The organism is Azospirillum sp. A23, assembly GCF_042938965.1.
GTDB classification, from domain to species: domain Bacteria; phylum Pseudomonadota; class Alphaproteobacteria; order Azospirillales; family Azospirillaceae; genus Azospirillum; species Azospirillum melinis.
In genome coordinates, this window is record NZ_CP170668.1 from 476,872 (window position 1) to 496,603 (window position 19,732).

Sequence of the window (19,732 nt, forward strand, 5' to 3'; positions counted from 1 at the left end):
CCGACTTCAGAGCCACGACACTCACCCCGAATCGGGGACCTGGATCGTGTTACCAGATTGCGTCGCATTTCCGGCGGCGATTTTTGGGCGTCTGCTTTGTCAGCCGCGCAGCGTTGCCGAAAAGGCGCGTTCCCGGAAATGGTGTGCGAAAATGGATCGGAAAAGGCCGGACGTGGTAGCGTCAAATCGGGGGCGAAAAAGAAACAGGACGCACGCCATGACCGGGACCATGACCGGCGCCAAGGCCGGAACCGACACCGCACGCCCGCAACTCCTGGCGGCCTTGCCGGGGCTGGCCTGCCTGTCCGCGGCGCTGTCCGCCCTGGTCCTGCTGTCCGGATGCAGCAGCCCGCCCGCCTACCGCGAGTGGACCGCCAGCCCGGACGTGCCGACCGTCGCCTATGACGAATGCACCGAGCAGGTGGACGCCACCATGCGCCTGCGCGGCTATCCGCTGCGCCCGCTGCCGGAAACGCCGCAGTTCGGCTATCGCAAGGAAATCTTCGCCCAGTGCATGCGCCGCAAGGGCTACACGGCGGAGTGAGGCTCTACCGTCCACCCCTTCAACGATTTCCGGCGAAGTGCAGATAGACGAGGCCGCCCGCCAGCGTGCCGATCAGGATCACCGCCAGATAGATGCGCAGCGGCAGGGCGACCGCCTCGCCCGCCTTGCTCTTGCTGCCCGGCTTGCGCGGGGGCGTCGGGCCGGGCTTGGGCGGAACCGGCTTCGCCGCCGGTCTGACCCGGCCGCCTTGGGTCGGATCGTACAGCTCGATCAGCGTCCAGTTGAACTCCATGCCCTCATAGCCGGAGTCGGCGTTGTAATCGAGCTGGATCAGCCGGAAATAGGCCCGCGGGTTGACGCCGACCATCCGGTCGAAGCGCGCCTTGGCGTGGGCCAGCTCCTCCCCCACCTCCAGCGTCTTCCAACCCTTGCCGCGCGCCTTCTGGATGGCGAATCGGGTGGGCTGGGGCGGGCGGGGGTTCGGCATGGCCGCAGTCTAGCGCGGTTGCTCAGACCAGCGGAACGGCGTTGTTGCGGATGACCGAGGCGTACCAGTCGTAGCTGGCCTTGGGCGTGCGGGCCATCGTCTTGCGGTCGACCTGGACGAGGCCGAAATGGCGGCGGTAGCCCTCCGACCATTCGAAATTGTCCAGCAGGGTCCAGGCCATGTAGCCCTTGAGGTTGCAGCCCTCGTCGATCGACTTGGCGGCGGCCAGCAGATGGTCGCGCAGGTAGGCGATGCGGTCGCGGTCCTCGACCCGGCCGCTGGGGCCGACGCTGTCGGGGTAATCGGCGCCGTTCTCAGTCACATAGACCGGCGGGTTGCCGTATTTCTCCTGCAGCTCGGCCAGGATTTCGCTCAGCCCGTCCGGCTCGACCGGCCATTCCATGCCGGTCTTGCGCGTGCCTTCAGGGGCGGAGCCGTAGCCGGTGCCGAACAGCCCCTGCCCGTCCGGCTGCTGGTGCATGCGGCTGTAGTAATTGACGCCGAGGAAATCGACCGGCTGCTTGATGCGGGCCAGATCGTCGGGCTTGGCGATGCGGGAGAACTCGGCCTCCAGCTGCTCCGGGAAGCGGCCCTTGAACAGCGGGTCCAGGCAGGAGCGGTTCCACAGGGCGTCCCACATCAGCGAAGCGGGATAGTTCGAGTCGAGCCCGCCGACCGGCCAGGACGGCTGGAGCGACAGCACGGTGCCGAGCCGCCAGTTCTTGCCGCCGGCCTTGCGCAGCGCCGCCAGCGCCGTACCCTGGGCGAGGTTCTGGTGGTGGATCGCCTTCAGGCAGTTCTGGCGGCCGGTCAGGCCCGGCGCATGCCCGCCGGTGCCGTGGCCGAAGATGGCGACCACCGACGGCTCGTTCAGCATCGCCCAGTTGCGGGCGCGGTCGCCCAGCCGGGCGGTCACCGCCAGCGCGTAGTCGGTGAACCACCCGGCGATGTCGCGGTTGGTCCAGCCGCCCTTGTCCTGCAACGCCTGCGGCAGGTCCCAATGGAACAGGCAGGGCCAGGGCTGGATGCCCTTCGCCAGCAGCGCATCGGTCAGCCGGTCGTAGAAGTCCAGACCCTTGACGTTCACGGCACCGGTGCCCTGCGGCATCACCCGCGGCCAGGCGATGGAGAAGCGGTAGGCCTTCATCCCGGCCTTCGCCATCAGATCCACATCCTCGGCATAGCGGTGGTAATGGTCGCAGGCGACATCGCCGGTGTCGCCGTTGGCGATCCGCCCGAAGGAATGGCTGTAGGTGTCCCAGACGCTCGGGCCGCGCCCATCCTCGGCGACGGCGCCCTCGATCTGGTAGCTGGAGGTCGAGACGCCCCACAGGAAGTCCATCGGGAAGGACACCGACGGGACCGCGGCGGGAGCGGCCCCGGGAGCGGCCTGGACAGCCTCGCGGCCCAGCACCGCCAGGGCGCCGGTGCCGGCCGCGGTGACCGCGGTCGCCTTCAGGGCCGTCTTCAGGAAAGTCCGCCGCTGCATCGCCTGCTTCTCCAAAGTCATGTCAGTTCCGCCAGCCCGTTCCGCCGGCTTCCCCGGTCCTGCCGCCGCGCACTGTATGCAGTCCAACGGAGTTGGCAACCGGGTGATTACCCCAAGTCCCGATTCCGTCGCCATAGGCGCGGGCCGGATGCTGGGATATAGTGAGCCGATGCAGACTCTCTTCCCCATCCTGATGGTCATGGCGATGCTGGCGGTGGTCGGCTCGCTGTTCGTCGGCCTCTTCTTCATGGCCCGCGGCGGGAGGGGCGACCCGCGCCGCTCCAACAAGGCGATGCGGCTGCGCGTGATGCTCCAGGGGGCTGCCCTGCTGCTGTTCGTCCTCGCCATCCTGACCCAAGGCTGACGCTTCCCCATGGTTAAGCTGACCAAGATCTACACGCGCGGCGGCGACGCCGGCGAAACCTCGCTCGGCGACGGCAGCCGGGTGCCGAAGGGCGACCGCCGCGTCGCCGCCTACGGCACGGTGGACGAGGCGAACGCCGTCATCGGCATGGCGCGCCTGCACACCCATGGTCTGCACGGTGGCGATAGGCCGGACGCCGACGCCATGCTCAGCCGCATTCAGAACGATCTGTTCGATCTGGGCGCCGACCTCTGCACGCCGGAGGAGGAGGAGCCGAAATACCCGCCGCTGCGCATCGTGCAGGCCCAGGTCGACCGGCTGGAGGCGGAGATCGACGCGATGAACGCCGGTCTGGCGCCGCTGACCTCCTTCATCCTGCCCGGCGGCTCGCCGGCCGCGGCGCATCTGCATCTGGCCCGCACCGTGGTGCGCCGGGCGGAGCGGCTGATGACCGATCTGGCACGGCACGAGCCGGTGACCGCGGCGGCGCTGAAATACGTCAACCGGCTGTCGGACCATCTGTTCGTGCTGAGCCGGGTGGTGAACCGCAACGGGGCGGACGACGTGCTGTGGGTGCCCGGCGCGAACCGCTGAGTCCAAGCTGCTGGATGTGGCCCCTGGATGACGCTGCCGCGCGTGCATGCGCGCATCCGGCGCGTCATTGACAGTGGTATTGCCAGATCCTATGGTCCGTTCGCAACCACAGCAATTTTCGCGGTGTTCGCCGTAACAGGCGCGCGCTCAGCAGCCAGGGTGAGTTATGAAAGTCCTCGTCCCCGTTAAGCGAGTGGTCGACTACAACGTGAAGATCCGCGTCAAGGCGGATGGCAGCGGCGTCGAGACCGCCAACGTGAAGATGAGCATGAACCCCTTCGACGAGATCGCCGTCGAAGAAGCCGTGCGGTGCAAGGAAGCCGGCAAGGCGACCGAGATCGTGGTGGTGTCCGTCGGCCCGACCCAGGCCCAGGAGACGCTGCGCACCGCTCTCGCCATGGGCGCCGACCGCGCCATCCTGGTGCAGACCGACGTGACGACCGAACCGCTGGCCGTCGCCAAGGTCCTCAAGGCGCTGGTCGAGAAGGAGACCCCCGGCCTCGTCATCCTCGGCAAGCAGGCCATCGACGACGACTGCAACCAGACCGGCCAGATGCTGGCGGCCCTGCTCGGCTGGGGCCAGGGCACCTTCGCCTCGAAGATCGCCGCCGGTGACGGCACGGTCGCCGTGACCCGCGAGATCGACGGCGGGCTGGAGACGGTGGAGTTGAAGCTGCCGGCGGTGGTGACCGCCGATTTGCGCCTGAACGAGCCGCGCTATGCCTCGCTACCGAACATCATGAAGGCGAAGAAGAAGCCGCTGGAGACCGTCACGCCGGACAGCCTCGGCGTCGATGTCGCCCCGCGCCTGAAGACGGTGAAGGTGACGGAGCCGCCGAAGCGTCAGGCCGGCATCAAGGTGCCGGACGTCGCCACGCTGGTGGACAAGCTCAAGACCGAAGCCCGCGTGATCTGAGGGGAATGAACTGACCATGGCCAACATTCTCGTCATCGCCGACCACGACGGCGCCTCGCTGAAGCCCGCCACCCTGAACGCCGTCACCGCCGCCGGAAAAATCGGGGGCGATGTCCATATCCTGGTCGCCGGCAAGGGCGCGCAGGCTGCTGCCGATGCCGCATCCAAGGTGGCCGGCGTCGCCAAGGTGCTGCTGGCCGACGATGCCGCCTACGAGCATCAGCTGCCGGAAGACGTCGCCCCGCTGGTGGTGTCCATCACCAAGGGCGGCTACGGCCATGTGCTGGCCGGCGCCACCTCGGTCGGCAAGAACCTTCTGCCGCGCGTCGCAGCCCTGCTGGACGTCGCCGCCATCTCCGACATCACCGCCGTGGTCTCCGCCGACACGTTCGAGCGGCCGATCTACGCCGGCAATGCGATTGCCACCGTGCAGTCGGCCGATGCGGTCAAGGTGATCACCGTCCGCACCACCGCCTTCGAGACCGCAGCATCCGAAGGCGGCTCGGCCGCCGTCGAGGCCGTGTCGGGCGCCGGTGCCGCCGGGCTGTCGAGCTTCGTCTCGGCCGAGCTGACCAAGTCGGAGCGTCCGGAACTGACCGCCGCCCGCGTGGTGGTGTCGGGCGGGCGCGGCATGCAGTCGGGCGACAACTTCCCGCTGCTGGAGGCCCTGGCCGACAAGCTGGGGGCCGCCGTCGGTGCGTCGCGCGCCGCCGTGGACGCGGGTTTCGTGCCGAACGACTATCAGGTCGGGCAAACCGGCAAGATCGTGGCGCCGGAGCTGTACATCGCCGTCGGCATCTCGGGTGCGATCCAGCATCTGGCCGGCATGAAGGACAGCAAGGTCATCGTCGCGATCAACAAGGATGAGGAAGCGCCCATCTTCCAGGTCGCCGATTACGGCCTCGTCGCGGACCTCTTCAAGGCCGTGCCGGAGCTGACGGAAAAGCTTGGATAAGGCGCGCTGATCCGGATCGCCGCGGCGGTCACCGGACGGAACCGGTGACGCCACGGCGGACCAACCACCCCACATCCTTCGCGGGACAGCCTCCATGACCACGATCAAGAAGATTGGCATCATCGGCGCCGGCCAGATGGGCAGCGGCATCACCCAGGTCTGTGCCCAGGCCGGCTACGCCGTCATCCTGTCCGACATCAGCGAAGCGGCGCTGGAAAAGTCGCTCGCCGGCATCGCCCGGAACTTCGACCGGCAGATCCAGAAGGGCAAGCTGAGCGAGACGGACAAGACGGCGGCTCTGGGCCGCATCGTCACCGGCACCGACCTGTCGATCTTCGGCGACTGCGATCTGGTGGTCGAGGCCGCGACCGAGAACGAGGCGCTGAAGCGCGACCTCCTGAAGAAGCTGGTTCCGCACCTGAAGCCGGAAGCGCTGATCGCGACGAACACCTCGTCGATCTCGATCACCCGTCTGGCGGCGGCGACCGACCGTCCGGCCAAGTTCATGGGCATGCACTTCATGAACCCGGTGCCGGTGATGCAGCTGGTCGAGCTGATCCGCGGCATCGCGACCGACGAGCCGACCTTCGAGGCCATCAAGGAACTGACGCTCGCCATCGGCAAGACCGCCGCGGTGGCCGAGGATTTCCCGGCCTTCATCGTCAACCGCATCCTGCTGCCGATGATCAACGAGGCCGTCTATACGTTGTATGAGGGCGTCGGCGGCGTCGACGCCATCGACACCGCGCTGAAGCTGGGAGCCAACCACCCGATGGGTCCGCTGGAGCTGGCCGACTTCATCGGGCTGGACACCTGTCTGGCGGTGATGCAGGTGCTGTACGAGGGCCTCGCCGACAGCAAGTACCGCCCCTGCCCGCTGCTGGTGAAGTATGTCGAGGCCGGCTGGATCGGCAAGAAGTACGGCCGCGGCTTCTACGACTATTCGCAGACGCCGCCGGTGCCGACGCGCTGAGGATTGCGGGTTTTGTGAAGAAGGCCCGCCCTGGGAGACCGGGGCGGGCCCTTTTCATTGGCGGTCACTTGAAGTAAGCGCCGCCTTTGGCAAGCGCGCGCTGCCATGCCGGGCGGGCGTGCATGGCGTCGACGAAGGCGGCGAGCTTCGGCCAGCGGCTGCGGTTGCCCTTCATCATCGCAATCTCGATCGGGAAGCTGAGCATGATGTCGGCACCGGTCAGGCTGTCGCCGACGAAATGGCCGGACGGGCGAAGCTCGGACTCCAGATAGTCGAAATGGCTGGCCAGCTGCTCCTGGATGCGGGGGTGCAGCGGCGCGCCCGCCTCGCCCAGCCGCCCGACATAGAGGTCGAGCAGCACGGGGGTCATCACCGAGCCCTCGGCGAAATGCATCAGCTGGAGATGGCGCAGCGCGTCGTCCGATCCGGCCGGCGGCAGGAACCGGCCGTCACGCTCGCACAGATGCTGGACGATGGCGCCGGACTCCATGACGATCCGCCCGTCGATCTCCAGCAGCGGGGATTTCCCCAGCGGATGCACCGCCTTCAGTTCCGGCGGCGCCAGATTGGTCGTCCTGTCGCGCTGGTAGAAGCGGAGTTCATAGGGAAGCTCCAGCTCCTCCAGCAGCCATAGGATCCGCTGCGACCGGCTGTTGTTGAGATGATGGACGACGATGGTCAAGGAAGGCCCTCCCGGGATCGGTTGAATTGCAGGGTCCGGCGGTCGGGCCCGGTGGTCGAGGACAGGTCACTTCGGCAATGCGTAGGCAATCACCGAATCGCCCCCCTTGGTCCCCAGCGAGCCGTGCCCGCCAGCCACCACCAGCACATATTGCCGGCCGTCCTCGCCCTGATAAGTCATCGGCGTCGCCTGACCGCCGGCCGGCAGGCGGCTCTCCCACAGCTGCCTGCCGGTGGAAACGTCGTAGGCCCGGACATAATAGTCAATGGTGCCCGACAGGAAGGCGACGCCGCCCGCGGTCATGACCGGGCCGCCCAGGTTGGGCACGCCCATGCGGAAAGGCAGCGGGACCGGCGAGGCGTCGCGCGTGGTGCCGTTCTTGTGCTTCCACACCAATTTGCCCGTCGTCAGGTCGGCGGCGGCGACATAGCCCCAGGGCGGCGCCTGGCAGGGCAGCCCCAGCACCGAGACGAAGGGGCCGAGCTTGATCGCATAGGGCGCGCCGAAATTCTCGTTCAGCGCCGGCAGGCTGAATTGCGGCCGCTCGCCGCCCTGGACATAAAGCTCGGTGTCGTTCTGGCGCGGCACCAGCTGCGAGACGAAGGCAAGATATGTCGGGGTGGTGAAGGCGACCTGCCGCTGGGGATCGACGGCGACGCTGCCCCAGTTGAACACGCCGAAATTGCCGGGATAGACCAGCGAGCCCTGGAGCGACGGCGGGGTGAAGCGGCCGTCGTAGCGCAGACGCTTCAGCGCGATGCGGCAGGCGAGCTGGTCGAACATCGTCGCCCCCCACATGTCGGCACCGGTGAGCGGCGGCGGGTCGTAGGACAGGGCCGAGACCGGCTGGGTCGGGGCGCTATGGTCGCCCTCGGCGGCCCCCTGCGGCGCCGGCTTCTCGGTCACCGGCAGCACCGGCTGGCCGGTGCGGCGGTCGAGCACGAACAGCTCGCCCTGCTTGGTCGGCTGGACCAGGGCGGGGACGGTCTGGCCGTTGACGGTCAAATCGATCAGGCTGGGCTGCGCCGGCACGTCATAGTCCCACAGATCGTGATGAACGGTCTGGAAGACCCAACGCACCTGCCCCGTCGCCAGATCGAGCGCCACGACGGAGGAGGAGAAGCGCTCCACCTCCGGGCTGCGGTTGCCGCCGAACTGGTCGGGCGGCTGGTTGCCCAGCGGCAGATAGACCATGCCCAGCGCCTCGTCGACGCTGGCGATCGACCAGCTGTTGGGCGAGTTGACGGTATAGGTCTGGCCATCGGCAATCGGCGCGGTCTGGTCCGGCCTGGCCGAATCCCAGTTCCACACCAGCCGGCCGCTGTCGGCGTCGAAGGCGCGGACGACGCCCGACTGCTCCTTGGTCGAGACATTGTCCAGCACCGTGCCGCCGACCACGATCAGCTTGGCGGTCACCACCGGCGGCGAGGTCGAATAATAGGCGCCGGGCCGGACATTCGGCATGTTGGCCCACAGATCGACCTGCCCGTTCTCGCCGAAGCCGGTGCAGATCGACCCGTCCTCCGGGTTCAGCGCCACCAGACGGCCATCGGCGGTCGGCATGAACAGCCGGGCAGCGCAGGCGCCGCCGGCCGCAGGGGTGGACGCGGCGGCCTGCGGCGCAGCGGCTGGCGGCGCCGGGCGGTAGGACAGGCCGCGGCAGGTCAGGTGCTGCAAGGCCAGCTGCTTCTGGTCGATCTGCAGGTCGCGGCGCCAGACCTCCTTGCCGGTGGTGGCGTCGAGCGCGATGACATGCTGGTGCGGCGAGCACAGGAACAGCCGGTTGCCGATCTTCAGCGGCGTTACCTCGAAGGTGGTTTCCTTCGGATCGCCGGGCTGGCCGCGCAGGTCGCCGGTCTCATAGCTCCAGGCGACCTGGAGCTTGTCCGCATTGTCCGGCGTGATGCCGGTCAGCGGCGAATAGCGCTGGCCGAAGCCGGTGCGGCCATAGGCCTGCCATTCCCCGTCCGGGACCATTCCATTCGAATTCATCTGGGCCAAACCACCGGCGGGAGCCGCGGCGGATGCGGTCTGCTGGCGCGCCGGAACCGTGCCGTCGATGCGGTGCGGGTCGGTGAACCAGGAGGCGACGGCGACCAGCAGCACGACGGCCAGCGAGGCGGTCAGCGGCAGGCCGGCGCCGCGGAAGACGCCGACGGGATAGGCCCCGGGCGCCGGAACGCCCGCCATCGGCTGGCGCTCGCCCAGGCGGCGGGTGATCCAGGGCAGCAGCAGCAGGAAGCCCACCACCGCGATCACGTCGCCGCGCGCCGACAGCGGCCACCAGTCCAGCCCGGCCTCCCACAAGGCCCAGATCAGCGTGCCGATCACCAGCAGCGCATAGACCGACAAGGCCGTGGGCGACCGCTTCGCCAGCAACGCGGCGGTGGCGAGGAACAACAGGCCGGCGACGGCGTAGTACCAGGAGCCGCCCAGCAGGATCAGCCAGAGGCCGCCGCCCAGCGCCCCCAGCCCCAGAACCGCCAGCAGGATGACCATCGCCCAGAGGGCGGCGCTCGAGTCCGAATGTTTCATGGCACGCACCTCGACCGAAAGCTTTTCGGACCGAACAGCCGGGCGCAGCCAAGGTTGCGGCGGATTCGCTCCCCATCCCCTTTCAACCCGCAAGGCTGACCTTCCGGGCGCGCCGGACTCAAGGGCCGGAACGCCACGGGCGCAACTTTTGTTGAGGGGCAAAGGAGTCTGACATCAACGAGACGGAGGCCGCCATGCACCGCCATCCCTGGAGCGAAGAGTTCGTCAAGATGAGCCCGCAGGCCCGCTATCGCGGCGTCGGCCCGCGCAACTACCGCCGCTCCGACGAGCGCATCCTGGAGGACATCAACGAGCGCCTGACAGACGACCACCACATCGACGCCTCCGACATCGGCGTGCGGGTGGAGGGCGGCGAGGTGACGCTGTCCGGCACCGTCGGCGACCGCGCCGCCCGCCGCCGGGCGGAGGACATCGCCGAGAGCGTGTCGGGCGTCGGCCATGTGCAGAACGACCTGCGCGTCGCCGGCCGGACCGCACCGGGCGGGGCAACCTCCGCCGGCATCGGCGAGCGGGTGGAACCGGCGGCCCCGCAGGGCGAGGGCAGCGTGACCGGCCCCGGCGCCTCGGCGCGGGACGCGATGGTGGCGGCGCTCGACAACAGCTCCATGGTGCTGGGCAAGCAGCCGCTGCCGGAAGACGACACCCTGCGGCACGGGGACGCCATGGCCGAAAGTGGCGGGGCCGGCAGCGGCGGGCGCGACCGGCGCTGAATCAATGGGTTGCGGGGGGCAATTGCCCCCCTGCACCGGATGCGCTGCTGCCCTGCGCCGGGGGTCGAAGGACCGGAGAGGCTGCTTAACCGTTGGTTAACCGTCGGGGACCATTGTCCCGCGGCCAATCGAGTATCCCCTCTCAAGCCTTCTGGAACAGAGCAGCTGCCATCATGGGCAACAAGACCATCAAGCTTTCCGACAAGTCCGGCTACCGCGACGTCGAACTGGACCAGCTGCCGCGCAATGTGCGCGCCGCGGTCACCGACCTGTCGACCAAGAACCCGGTCGCCGACATCATCGTCGACCAGTCCGGCATGCTGTACCGCATCCACCTGTCGGCGCCCGCCAACATGTATGTGGATGTGCTGTCCGTCGCCTGACGCGGCGCCACGGTCTTCAGGTTTCGCGAAGGGCGGTTTGCACTATTGCAGCCGCCCTTCGTCGTTCCGGCCCTCCAGCCGGGCCAGGGCCCGGTTCAGCAGCCGGGGCGGCAGCATCGCCACGGCCCCCTCGCGCACGGCGCGCACATCCTCGATGTCGAGGCCGGTGGCGACGGCCAGCTGGCGGTCGTCCAGCTCGCGGTCCTCCGCCAGCAGCGTGATCCACCCCGCCAGTGTGCGGGCCTGGGCCAGCTCGGCCCGGTTGTTGAACCACAGGCCGGCACCGGGCCGGCCAATCGGCGTTGCGTTCTCGAAAGGCATGTCGGGATCGAAAGACGTCATGGACGCACCTCCCCTCAGCTGTTTCTTTCGCACTCGCAGCAAATATGTGCCCCGATACGACCCCCAATACGACCGTTGATCGGGCGGTTTTGTTCATCCTCATCTATGAAGTCTGCCCGAGGCTTCCAGAGGGTGGTAGGCATTATTCGGCACCACCAACGAATTCCGGCCTGTCTTTTTGCGCTGCGGCACGAGCGGACGTACGCTGGGGCTGCGCCTTTCCGGGATTCTTTGAAACTGTCTTCGCCGGCCGGGGGCTAGGGCGGCAGCGCGGCTTCGGCGTATAACCGGTTCCATCGTCCCGCTTTCCCAGCGCACTTCGGAACCGCCGATGCCCGATCCCCTGCCGTCCGAATCTCCGCTGTCCCAATCTCAGTTGTCAGGAGCGGCCCTTCTCGACCGCATCGACGCGCTCGCGGCGATCAGCGCGGAGGAGGGGCGGCTGTCGCGCCTCTACCTGACGCCGGAACACCGCCGCGCCAACGACCTCGTCGCCGGCTGGATGCGCGAGGCCGGGATGGGCGTGCGCGAAGACGCGGTCGGCAACATCGTCGGCCGCTACGAGGGCGACAAGCCGGGGCTGCCGGCCCTGCTGATCGGCTCGCACCTCGACACCGTGCGCGATGCCGGGCGCTATGACGGCATGCTGGGGGTGCTGAGCGGCATCGCCGTGGCCGCCGACCTGAACGCCCGCGGCCGGCGCCTGCCCTTCGCCGTCGAGGTGATCGGCTTCGGCGACGAGGAGGGCACGCGCTTCCAATCGACCCTGATCGGCAGCCGCGCCATCGCCGGCACCTTCGACCCGGCGGTGCTGGAGACGCGCGACGCCGCCGGCACGCGGCTGGCCGACGCCATGACCGCCTTCGGCCTCGACCCCGCCGCCTGGGCCACCGCCGCTTACAGGCCGGAGGACGTGCTGGCCTATGCCGAGCTGCACATCGAACAGGGGCCGGTGCTGGAGGCGCTGGGCCGGCCGGTCGGCGTGGTCACCGCCATCGCCGGCGCCACCCGGCTCGCGGTGACGGTGGAGGGCATGGCCGGCCATGCCGGCACCGTGCCGATGACCCTGCGCCGCGACGCGCTGGCGGCCTCGGCCGAGATGATCCTGGCGGTGGAGCAGCTCTGCTCCGGACAGGAGCGGCTGGTCGGCACCGTCGGGCGGATCGAGGCGTCGCCCGGCGCCACCAACGTCATTCCCGGCAAGGTCCGTTTCACCATCGACCTGCGCGCCGACCGCGATCCCCTGCGGCTGGAACGGGTCGGCGCCGTCCGCGCCCGGCTGGAGGCCATCGCCGACGCCCGCGGCGTCGCCATCGGCTTCGAGACGCTGCATGAAAGCCCGGCCGTCGCCTGCCACCCGGCGCTGATGGCGCAGTTCGCCGCCGCCGCCGAGGCCGAGGGGCTGGACGCACCGGAGCTGCCGAGCGGCGCCGGCCACGACGCGATGGCGGTGGCGGCGCTGACCGACATCGCCATGCTGTTCGTGCGCTGCGAGCGCGGCATCTCGCACAACCCGGCTGAACGCATCACCGCTGCCGACGCCGAGGCGGGAGCCCGCGTGCTCGCCCGCTTCGTCGAACATTTCCAGCCCGCAACCTCCATCCCGTGACGGACCGCCTGCCATGACCGACCTGTCCCCCTCCCTCGCCGCCACTCTGGATGAGGCGGTGAATGCCCGCTTCGACGAGGAGGTCCGTTTCCTGGCGGAGCTGGTGAAGGTGCCGTCCGACAACCCGGCGGGCGACTGCGCCCCCCACGCCGTCCGCGCCGCAGAGCTGCTGGAGGCGATGGGCTTCACGGTCGAGCGCCACCCGGTGCCGGCCGAGCTGGTGCGGGCCAACGGCATGATCAGCGCCACCAATCTGGTGATCCGCCACCGCTTCGGCGACGGGCCGACCCCAGGCCCGACCGTCGCGCTGAACGCCCATGGCGACGTGGTGCCGCCGGGCGAGGGCTGGTCGAGCGATCCCTATGGCGCCGAGATCCGCGACGGCGTGATGTACGGCCGCGGCGTCGCGGTGTCGAAGTCAGACTTCGCCAGCTACGCCTTCGCGCTTCGGGCGCTGATGGAGTCCAAGGCTCCGCTGAAGGGCACGGTCGAGCTGCACCTGACCTATGACGAGGAGGCCGGCGGCGAGATCGGGCCGAAATGGCTGCTCGACCAGGGGATTTCCAAGCCGGACTACGCGGTGTCGGCCAGCTTCGCCTATTCGGTGGTGACCGGGCACAACGGTTGCCTGCATCTGGAGGTGCAGGTCGACGGCAAGTCCGCCCACGCCGCCCGCCCCGACACCGGCCATGACGCGCTGGAGGCGGCGACCGGCATCCTGACCGCGCTCTATGCCCACCGGCCGGAGCTGGCGACGCGCCGGTCGAGCGTCACCGGCATCACCCACCCGTCGCTGACGGTCGGGCTGATCCAGGGCGGCATCAACACCAATGTGGTGCCCGACCGCGTCACCTTCCGCCTCGACCGCCGCATGATCCCGGAAGAGAACCCGACGGAGGTCGAGGCCGAACTGCGCGGCCTGATCGAGACGGCCATCGCCGGCCGGGACGGCATCCGCGTCTCCATCCGCCGCATCCTGCTGGCCCGCCCCTTCCGCTCGGTCGGCGACGCGCCGCGGCTGGCGGCGCTGTTCGCCGGCCACGCGCAGGAGGTGCTGGGCGTGCCGGTCGGCCAGACCGGCATCCCGCTCTACACCGACGCCCGCCATTATTCGGAGGCCGGCATCCCGACCATCCTCTACGGCGCCGGCCCGCGCGACCTGCTGGAAGCCAACGGCCACCGCGCCGACGAGAAGCTGGTGCTGGAGGATCTGCGCAAGGCGACCCAGGTGGTGGCGCGGTCGCTGGCGGAACTGCTGGGGTAAGAGGCGTTACGATCACCCGGCCTTGCGGGCAAGATAGCTGCGCAGCGAGGCCGGGACGATCCTCCTGTGCATCGGCTTGACCACCAGCATGTAGGCCTTGCCGAGCCGGTTCTTCGTCCTCACCACCGTGGTGACCGCCGCCCAATGGCGGTCACCGCCGGAAGCGAGCTTGCGCACCGACAGCCAGACGTCGAGATGCCTGTCGCGGTCGCAGACGACCACCTCGTCCTCCCGGCTTTCGACCAGCGTGAAGATGCCGATCCGGTCGCCGGGCCGGTAGGAGCCGGCCGGCTTGGCGGGATCGACGGCGCCGAGCGCGCCCAGATCCTTCAGACCGAGCAGACGGACCGCCTTGTTGCGCAGCCACATCATCCGCTCGATCCAGGGCGGGCTGGCGGCCAGCACCTGGATGAGGAGTTCCAGCGCCGACAGCCCCGGATCGGGCACCGGGAAGCGGTAGGAATCGTGGAAGTCCGCCGTTGGGAGGTGCTGATACAGCGCGCAGTCGGCCGGAACGTCCGAAAGCTCAATCCGGTGCATCGGAACGGTCTCCGCAGGGCATGGCGATCCCGCCGACGTTCCGCCGCAACCGGGGCCGGTGTCAATACACCTCCCGTGCCCGTCCCGGAGGGGTTCCCTACCCCACCCGCTCGCCGGATGGCAGGCCCCCGGACGATAGATCCAGCCCCCAGCCGGTCAGGTCCGAGGCGGCGGGGTCCGCCTGCGCCGCACTGTCCAGTTTGGCCAGATGGCGGTCGATCATGCGGTCCAGCCGGTCGCGCGCCTCCCAGACCGTCAGGCTGTGGTCGGAGCGTTCGAGATAGGCCACCTCGATGCCGGACAGGCCGTCGAGCGCCCGGCCGCCCTCGCCCAGATGCAGGTAGAACTCGGCCAGCGTCATGTCGCCGCTGCTGTAGACCACCAGCACCCGCCGGCCTTCCACCGACAGGCGGCGGAACATGCGCAGCGCGTGGCGGGTCAGGCCGGTGCGGAGAAGCACCTTGCGGAAGAAGCGTCCGGCCAGACGCCTGGCCAGCCCGGTCAGGCGGGCGGGCTTGCGGAAGCTGGCGCGCAGCCGGGCCGGCTTCAGCGCCTCGATCAGATATTCCTTGGTGGAGCGGAAGGCGACCGTCCGCATCAGCTCCGACACGGCGATGCCACCGCCCATCTCGAACCGGCCGGGGTTCAGCACGATCTGGCCGACGACGCGGTCGTCGCCAAGGCCGGCATGCAGGGCGGGCGTGCCGCCGGCGCACAGGCCGATGACGACGATGCGCTCGTGACCCTGCTCCTCCAGCCAGTTGAGGGCGGCGCGGACGTCGCCCATCACCTCCTTGTTGTAGAGCAGGTTGTCGGGGAAACCGGGACGGTCGGGGCTGTCGCCGATGCCGGCCGCGTCGATGCGGAGCGAGGTGTAGCCGCGCGCCGCCAGCCGCCGCGCCTGCACCACCGTGGCGCGGCCGGAGCCGACATGATGGGTGGCGCCGCTGTTCAGGAACAGGATGGCCGGCCGGTTGCCGGCCGGATCTGCCAGGACCGGCGTGCAGTAGACGCCGAACAGCTCCGGCGCGCTGCCGAAGAAGATCGGGCGTTCGACTGCGGTCGGCATCATCAGCCCGGCCGGGCGGTCCGGCGGCGGGGTGGCACCGGTGGCGACCGGAGCGGCGGCGACGATCCAGCGCAGCACCGGCTCGAACGCGGCGGCGGCCTGGGCGCGCTGCGGCTGCTGGGTCAGTTCCATCATGCCGCTGACGCCCATCGGCTCCGCCACCGCACCCAGCGTGCGCCAGCGGGAGGCCAGCTTCACCGGGGTCTTCCCCTCCGGCCGGTCGGCGATCAGGATGCGCGGCGCCGGCAGGGCCGGTGCGTCGCAGGGGTTGAGGCCGCCCAGCGTCAGCGCGGTTTCCGGCGTCAGCGGCATGCCGATGACGTTCAGCCAGGAGGAGCGCTCCGGCGGTTCCGGGTTGCAGACCGGACGCAGCACGATGGTGGACAGGGTCTGCATTTCGCGGACCGCCTTGCGGCCCGAGGTGATCGGCGACAGCAGGACCAGCCTGTCGATGCCCTGCCCGTCCTCCGCCATCTCCAGCGCGGCGGCGGTGGCGAGCAGCGCGCCCATGCGGAAGCCGACCAGGGTCACGTCGGTGACGCCGGTGTCCTCGCGCAGGCGGCGGACCGCCGCCTTGACGCCGTCCAGCCACGCGCGCACCCGGTCGGGCTCGCCGTCGTCGCCGGCCGAATCGCCGGAACCGGGATAGTCGAACCGCAGCGTCGGCAGCCCGGCGGACGCCAGGCTTTCGGCGAAGCTCTTCCAGGCCCGGTGGGCGCACAGCTCCTCGTACCCGTAGGGACCGCAGAGGACCACCCCGCGCAGCCCCTCGGCCGGGTGCAGCCATCCGAAACAACCCTCGAACACCACCGGTGTCGGCTTCATGCGTTCCCCCTGTAGCGGACGGGCGCCAGCGCGTTCAGCGCGTGGACCTCGCCGTCTGGCACCATCCGTCCGGCCGATGCCGTCCCGTCCGTAACCCCAACCCCCGAACCACCCTGAGAACCGGTGCGCGGCCGCAAGCGGACAACCCGCTCGACACCGGGGGCGAGATGGAACCAGCCGTCATCCGCCTGGAACCGCTCGTCCTCGACATGCACCGAACAGGCGAACCGTCCTGTCGCCAGCCGCAACGCCCACTCGTCCCCGCCTGCACTCCCTTGGCGCTCCACCGCCGCCGTCAACCCCAGGTCGGCGCGCGGCAGCGAGCGTCCCTTTGGAAAATAATGAGACTCGTCAATTGGTTCCGCGCCCCTTTCGGCCAGCAGCACCTGCGCCGTCACCACATCGTGCGAGATAGGCCCAAACCTGTAGGCGTAGGTCGTGTCAAAAAAGCGGTCGGACATCTCGGCGGCGGCGAGCGCAACGGCACCCCTCGGCGGAATCGTCACCGGACGCTCCGCCTTCAGCACCGGCACGGTCCCATCGCGCCATGCGGTCAGCCGCAGCAGAGCCTCCGCCGGCCGGGCGGTGTCGTTGACCAGATGCACGGCCAGCCCGTTGACGCCCTCGTCGGTCAGGATCACCCGCAGCGGGCGGAAGGCGCGCTTCAGGGCGTACCAGGCAGGCTTGCGTGTGCCGTCGGCGGCGACCACGCCCCAGCCTGCGCCCGGCCAAGGATCGCGCCATTGCCAGACCAGCCCGCCGGCGCAACTGGAGCCGGCGCGCCGCCACTCGTCGAACACCGCCTGCATCACCTCCCCCGTCACCGCGCGCGACAGGCGGCGGTAGCGGTCGGGATCCTCGTAGCGCAGGCGGCGCGGATCGACGGCGTAGAGCGTCTCCAGATAATGCTCCCGCACATCCTCGAAGTCCCAGGAGGCGCCGGGATCGCGCGGAACCCGCTGCTTCCAGCGCGGATGGTGGAGCGCCGGGACGCCGAGCGGATCCTCCTCCGGAAGGTTGGCGAAGGCGAGGCATTCGCTGGCGAAGCGCACGCCGGCCCGCCGGGCGTCCTCCAGCGGCTTCATGTAGGCGCCGACGCCGTAATAATGGGTCACCCCGGCATTGGCGATGAAGGGCAGCGGCCCGCCGCTGGGCGAGTTCGGCACCTGGATCAGGTCGGGCCGGCGGGCCGTCGCAGCTTCCGCGATCACCGCCGTCAGCGCCGCTTGCGTCCAGGAGGCGCGGGGCAGGCCCAGCATGGCCGCCTGCTGCTCCATCTCGCTGCCGCCGCAGAGCACCGCCAGCGACGGCGAGGTTTGGGTGCGGTCGAGCAGCTGCGCGATCTCCGCCCGCACGCTGTCGAGGAAGGCGGCGTCGGTGGGATAGTCGAAATTGGCGAACATGGCGTCCTGCCAGACCAGAAGGCCCAGCTCGTCGCACAGCTCGAAGAAGGCGTCGCCCTCATACAGCATGGTGCCGCCGACGCGGACCATGTTGGCCCCGGCCTCGCGCAGCCGGCGCAGTTCCGGCTCGTAGGCGGCGCGGTCGGACGACAGCCCGACAAGATCGACCGGCACCCAGCAGCCGCCTCGGCAGAACACGCGCTCGCCGTTCACCAGCAGCGCGAAGCCGGTGCCGTCCGCCCCGCGGTCGACGGCCAGCGAGCGGAAGCCGACACGGCCAAGCTCCACTTCGACCGATCCAATCCGGGCGGCGACGCCGTGCAGGACCGGCTCGCCATGGGTGTGCGGCCACCAGGGCTCGACACCGGGCAGGGTCAGGTCGGCGGTGAAGCCGTCCACGCCGTCGAAAGTAAGCGGCGCCGTGTGGCCGGCGACCTCGACCGATCCGGTGACCCCGGCCGCTGCGCCCTCCACCGTCAGGCGCAGCGACAGATGGCCGTCCCGCCCGTCATAGCCGCTGCGCAGGTCGGCGGCGAGGACACGGCACGGGCCGGTGTCCTCCACCAGCTCCACCGGGCGGAAGGGGCCGACGGCATGGATCGGCGGGCACCAGCCCGGCATGTGGCCCAGCAGGGTGGTGCGGACGAAGCGCAGCCCGGCCGGCTCGGCCAGCTTGGGGCGCCAGCGGGCGCGGCCCTTCTTCGCCGCCAGCACCGGATGCAGGGCGTGGAAACGGATGGACAGCTCCGCCTCGCCGTTCAGCGTCACCGGCACCTCATGGGCCAGATACATGCTGTCGGAGGTCAGGATGCACTCGCCGTCCAGCCGCACCTCCGCGATGGTGGCGAGGCCGTGGAAGCGCAGAACATGGGGGCCATGGCCGGTGAGGCGGGTGCGGTAGACGACATCCTTGTCGTGCAGCGGCGCCGGGTCCTCCGCCGACCACAGGCCGGCGGCCTGGAGGGCCTGGGCGGCGGTGCCGGGAACCGGGGCGGGAATGCCCTCCCCGCTTTCCGGTCCGCCGGGCGCCGAGACGGTCAGCGTCCATCCCCGATCCAGAAGGGTCCGCTTTTGTCCCGTGACCGCTCGGATTAGGGCCATCGCCGCTCACCCGTACCGGCGGGCCAGACTGCCCATGACGGTGTCGTAGCCGCGCTCCAGCCGGTCGAAGCTGTCGGTCAGGTCGGGCGCCTTGCGCCGGGCCACCGTGCGGGCCAGCTGGAACTGCATCGCCTTGGCGCCCTCGGCGATGGACTGGCAGGCTTCCACCGCATCCCCAGGGCCGTCGAGCCAGCGGAGATGGGCGCCCAGCAGCTCGAAATTGGCGCCGAGCTGGCGCAGCAGGTTGAAGGCGTAGAGGTGGAAATACTCCATCGGCCGGGCGAGCAGCCGGTCGAGATGCTCCGGGAAGGCGGCGCGGTAGGCCGTCACCGGGTTGCCGGCCGGACGGCGGGCGAGATGGCGGCGCAGCAGGTCGAGCGACGCGGTGACCAGCGCCCCGCCCTCCAGGACCTTCCCGCCGGGCTTCACGAACTCGACATAGGGGAAGAGCGGCCCGGCCGCCGCCGCGGCGACGCCCCGGTAATCGGCACCGTCGAGCCGGTAGAAGCCGGCATTGTGGAAATAGTCCATCGTCCCGGCACCTGCGTCGATGCGGACGATGCCGACCGTGGTCTTGACATGGGTGGTGCCGTAGGAGGTGCCGCGGGTGTCCGGCAGGTGGAAGCCGTCGACCTCCACCAGCACCAGCCCGCCGTCGGGCGCCCGCCGCAGCTGCTCGGCCACATGGGCCTCGACGCTGTCGTAGATCGCCAGCTCCTGCACGCGCAGGCCGTACAGCGTCTCCAGATCCTCCAGCGGCACCTTGAAGAAGGTGAACTGGTCGCCTTCGAAATCCTGGGTGACGGTGAAACCCAGCATCGCCCGCGGTTCCAGTCCGCGGGCGTGCAGCGCCTCGATCCACAGATCGACGTAGCAGTTGGTCTCCGGCCAGATCCTTTCTTCCTGGCCGCCCTGGTGCAGGGGATGGCGGTCGTAGCCGTCGGGGTGGCGCGGCGTCCACATGG

General features: G+C 69.6%; 19 protein-coding genes. 10 read left to right on the forward strand and 9 right to left on the reverse strand.

Going from position 1 to position 19,732, the window contains the following annotated elements; genetic code table 11:
• The first annotated feature begins 217 nt into the window (after positions 1-217).
• Entirely contained in the window at positions 218-544 is a 327-nt protein-coding gene (locus ABNQ40_RS32525; protein WP_247879789.1) for a hypothetical protein, read from the forward strand.
• Positions 545-563: 19 nt separating this feature from the next.
• Here the strand turns inward: ABNQ40_RS32525 and ABNQ40_RS32530 are convergent, their stop codons facing one another.
• Positions 564-992 (reverse strand): hypothetical protein, encoded by a 429-nt coding sequence (locus tag ABNQ40_RS32530; RefSeq protein ID WP_109049937.1) that lies wholly within the window; start codon positions 990-992, stop codon positions 564-566.
• Positions 993-1,014: 22 nt separating this feature from the next.
• Positions 1,015-2,502: a GH1 family beta-glucosidase gene (locus ABNQ40_RS32535; protein WP_247879788.1), complete on the reverse strand. Its 1,488-nt coding sequence runs from the start codon at positions 2,500-2,502 to the stop codon at positions 1,015-1,017.
• A gap of 148 nt (positions 2,503-2,650) precedes the next feature.
• Here ABNQ40_RS32535 and ABNQ40_RS32540 point away from each other — a divergent pair, with 148 nt between their 5' ends.
• From ABNQ40_RS32540 to ABNQ40_RS32560, 5 genes are all read left to right on the forward strand, one after another.
• Positions 2,651-2,845 (forward strand): twin transmembrane helix small protein, encoded by a 195-nt coding sequence (locus tag ABNQ40_RS32540; protein WP_098735145.1) that lies wholly within the window; start codon positions 2,651-2,653, stop codon positions 2,843-2,845.
• Between the two features lie 9 nt (positions 2,846-2,854).
• Positions 2,855-3,439, forward strand: a complete 585-nt coding sequence (locus ABNQ40_RS32545) for a cob(I)yrinic acid a,c-diamide adenosyltransferase (protein ID WP_109049935.1) — start codon at positions 2,855-2,857, stop codon at positions 3,437-3,439.
• Between the two features lie 166 nt (positions 3,440-3,605).
• Positions 3,606-4,355, forward strand: a complete 750-nt coding sequence (locus ABNQ40_RS32550; RefSeq protein ID WP_391349215.1) for an electron transfer flavoprotein subunit beta/FixA family protein — start codon at positions 3,606-3,608, stop codon at positions 4,353-4,355.
• A gap of 16 nt (positions 4,356-4,371) precedes the next feature.
• Positions 4,372-5,310, forward strand: a complete 939-nt coding sequence (locus ABNQ40_RS32555; RefSeq protein ID WP_391349216.1) for an electron transfer flavoprotein subunit alpha/FixB family protein — start codon at positions 4,372-4,374, stop codon at positions 5,308-5,310.
• 94 nt (positions 5,311-5,404) lie between these two features.
• Complete coding sequence (locus ABNQ40_RS32560) at positions 5,405-6,283, forward strand: 3-hydroxybutyryl-CoA dehydrogenase (RefSeq protein ID WP_109050647.1); 879 nt, start codon at positions 5,405-5,407, stop codon at positions 6,281-6,283.
• Between the two features lie 64 nt (positions 6,284-6,347).
• Here ABNQ40_RS32560 and ABNQ40_RS32565 read toward each other — a convergent pair whose 3' ends face one another.
• Positions 6,348-6,965: a glutathione S-transferase family protein gene (locus tag ABNQ40_RS32565; protein ID WP_109050648.1), complete on the reverse strand. Its 618-nt coding sequence runs from the start codon at positions 6,963-6,965 to the stop codon at positions 6,348-6,350.
• A gap of 66 nt (positions 6,966-7,031) precedes the next feature.
• Positions 7,032-9,500 (reverse strand): membrane-bound PQQ-dependent dehydrogenase, glucose/quinate/shikimate family, encoded by a 2,469-nt coding sequence (locus tag ABNQ40_RS32570; protein ID WP_109050649.1) that lies wholly within the window; start codon positions 9,498-9,500, stop codon positions 7,032-7,034.
• 194 nt (positions 9,501-9,694) lie between these two features.
• On the opposite strand from ABNQ40_RS32570, the gene ABNQ40_RS32575 reads away from it, so the two are divergent.
• Positions 9,695-10,231 carry a BON domain-containing protein gene (locus tag ABNQ40_RS32575; protein WP_109050650.1) on the forward strand — a complete coding sequence of 179 codons (537 nt, stop codon included), beginning with the start codon at positions 9,695-9,697 and terminating at the stop codon, positions 10,229-10,231.
• A gap of 173 nt (positions 10,232-10,404) precedes the next feature.
• Positions 10,405-10,614 carry a hypothetical protein gene (locus ABNQ40_RS32580; protein WP_098735531.1) on the forward strand — a complete coding sequence of 70 codons (210 nt, stop codon included), beginning with the start codon at positions 10,405-10,407 and terminating at the stop codon, positions 10,612-10,614.
• Between the two features lie 42 nt (positions 10,615-10,656).
• Here ABNQ40_RS32580 and ABNQ40_RS32585 read toward each other — a convergent pair whose 3' ends face one another.
• Positions 10,657-10,956, reverse strand: coding sequence for a hypothetical protein (locus ABNQ40_RS32585; protein WP_109050651.1), 300 nt, complete (start codon positions 10,954-10,956; stop codon positions 10,657-10,659).
• Positions 10,957-11,287: 331 nt separating this feature from the next.
• Between ABNQ40_RS32585 and ABNQ40_RS32590 the strand changes: the two genes are divergently transcribed.
• Together ABNQ40_RS32590 and ABNQ40_RS32595 are read left to right on the forward strand one after the other, a co-directional pair.
• On the forward strand, positions 11,288-12,565 hold the full coding sequence (locus tag ABNQ40_RS32590; protein WP_109050652.1) for an allantoate amidohydrolase: 1,278 nt from the start codon (positions 11,288-11,290) through the stop codon (positions 12,563-12,565).
• A 13-nt stretch (positions 12,566-12,578) separates the two neighbouring features.
• Positions 12,579-13,829, forward strand: a complete 1,251-nt coding sequence (locus ABNQ40_RS32595; RefSeq protein ID WP_109050653.1) for a M20/M25/M40 family metallo-hydrolase — start codon at positions 12,579-12,581, stop codon at positions 13,827-13,829.
• A 12-nt stretch (positions 13,830-13,841) separates the two neighbouring features.
• Here the strand turns inward: ABNQ40_RS32595 and ABNQ40_RS32600 are convergent, their stop codons facing one another.
• From ABNQ40_RS32600 to ABNQ40_RS32615, 4 genes are all read right to left on the reverse strand, one after another.
• Positions 13,842-14,369 (reverse strand): DUF2867 domain-containing protein, encoded by a 528-nt coding sequence (locus ABNQ40_RS32600; RefSeq protein WP_109050654.1) that lies wholly within the window; start codon positions 14,367-14,369, stop codon positions 13,842-13,844.
• A 97-nt stretch (positions 14,370-14,466) separates the two neighbouring features.
• The gene (locus ABNQ40_RS32605; RefSeq protein WP_109050655.1) at positions 14,467-16,263 is read right to left on the reverse strand and encodes an alpha/beta fold hydrolase; all 1,797 of its coding nucleotides are present in this window, start codon (positions 16,261-16,263) and stop codon (positions 14,467-14,469) included.
• The gene (locus tag ABNQ40_RS32610) at positions 16,260-18,767 is read right to left on the reverse strand and encodes a glycoside hydrolase family 2 protein (protein WP_109050656.1); all 2,508 of its coding nucleotides are present in this window, start codon (positions 18,765-18,767) and stop codon (positions 16,260-16,262) included. Before ABNQ40_RS32610 ends, ABNQ40_RS32605 begins: the two co-directional genes overlap by 4 nt.
• Before the next feature lie 6 nt (positions 18,768-18,773).
• On the reverse strand, positions 18,774-19,730 hold the full coding sequence (locus ABNQ40_RS32615) for a DUF1839 family protein (RefSeq protein ID WP_109050657.1): 957 nt from the start codon (positions 19,728-19,730) through the stop codon (positions 18,774-18,776).
• Between the last annotated feature and the right edge of the window lie 2 nt (positions 19,731-19,732).

What these genes read in the sequence shown, in the direction of transcription:
- ABNQ40_RS32525 (WP_247879789.1), top strand. Translation starts at nt 218, where the DNA reads ATGACCGGGACCATGACCGGCGCCAAGGCCGGAACCGACACCGCACGC.
- ABNQ40_RS32530 (WP_109049937.1), bottom strand. Translation starts at nt 992, where the DNA reads ATGCCGAACCCCCGCCCGCCCCAGCCCACCCGATTCGCCATCCAGAAG.
- ABNQ40_RS32535 (WP_247879788.1), bottom strand. Translation starts at nt 2,502, where the DNA reads ATGACTTTGGAGAAGCAGGCGATGCAGCGGCGGACTTTCCTGAAGACG.
- ABNQ40_RS32540 (WP_098735145.1), top strand. Translation starts at nt 2,651, where the DNA reads ATGCAGACTCTCTTCCCCATCCTGATGGTCATGGCGATGCTGGCGGTG.
- ABNQ40_RS32545 (WP_109049935.1), top strand. Translation starts at nt 2,855, where the DNA reads ATGGTTAAGCTGACCAAGATCTACACGCGCGGCGGCGACGCCGGCGAA.
- ABNQ40_RS32550 (WP_391349215.1), top strand. Translation starts at nt 3,606, where the DNA reads ATGAAAGTCCTCGTCCCCGTTAAGCGAGTGGTCGACTACAACGTGAAG.
- ABNQ40_RS32555 (WP_391349216.1), top strand. Translation starts at nt 4,372, where the DNA reads ATGGCCAACATTCTCGTCATCGCCGACCACGACGGCGCCTCGCTGAAG.
- ABNQ40_RS32560 (WP_109050647.1), top strand. Translation starts at nt 5,405, where the DNA reads ATGACCACGATCAAGAAGATTGGCATCATCGGCGCCGGCCAGATGGGC.
- ABNQ40_RS32570 (WP_109050649.1), bottom strand. Translation starts at nt 9,500, where the DNA reads ATGAAACATTCGGACTCGAGCGCCGCCCTCTGGGCGATGGTCATCCTG.
- ABNQ40_RS32575 (WP_109050650.1), top strand. Translation starts at nt 9,695, where the DNA reads ATGCACCGCCATCCCTGGAGCGAAGAGTTCGTCAAGATGAGCCCGCAG.
- ABNQ40_RS32580 (WP_098735531.1), top strand. Translation starts at nt 10,405, where the DNA reads ATGGGCAACAAGACCATCAAGCTTTCCGACAAGTCCGGCTACCGCGAC.
- ABNQ40_RS32585 (WP_109050651.1), bottom strand. Translation starts at nt 10,956, where the DNA reads ATGACGTCTTTCGATCCCGACATGCCTTTCGAGAACGCAACGCCGATT.
- ABNQ40_RS32590 (WP_109050652.1), top strand. Translation starts at nt 11,288, where the DNA reads ATGCCCGATCCCCTGCCGTCCGAATCTCCGCTGTCCCAATCTCAGTTG.
- ABNQ40_RS32595 (WP_109050653.1), top strand. Translation starts at nt 12,579, where the DNA reads ATGACCGACCTGTCCCCCTCCCTCGCCGCCACTCTGGATGAGGCGGTG.
- ABNQ40_RS32600 (WP_109050654.1), bottom strand. Translation starts at nt 14,369, where the DNA reads ATGCACCGGATTGAGCTTTCGGACGTTCCGGCCGACTGCGCGCTGTAT.
- ABNQ40_RS32605 (WP_109050655.1), bottom strand. Translation starts at nt 16,263, where the DNA reads ATGAAGCCGACACCGGTGGTGTTCGAGGGTTGTTTCGGATGGCTGCAC.
- ABNQ40_RS32610 (WP_109050656.1), bottom strand. Translation starts at nt 18,767, where the DNA reads ATGGCCCTAATCCGAGCGGTCACGGGACAAAAGCGGACCCTTCTGGAT.
- ABNQ40_RS32615 (WP_109050657.1), bottom strand. Translation starts at nt 19,730, where the DNA reads ATGTGGACGCCGCGCCACCCCGACGGCTACGACCGCCATCCCCTGCAC.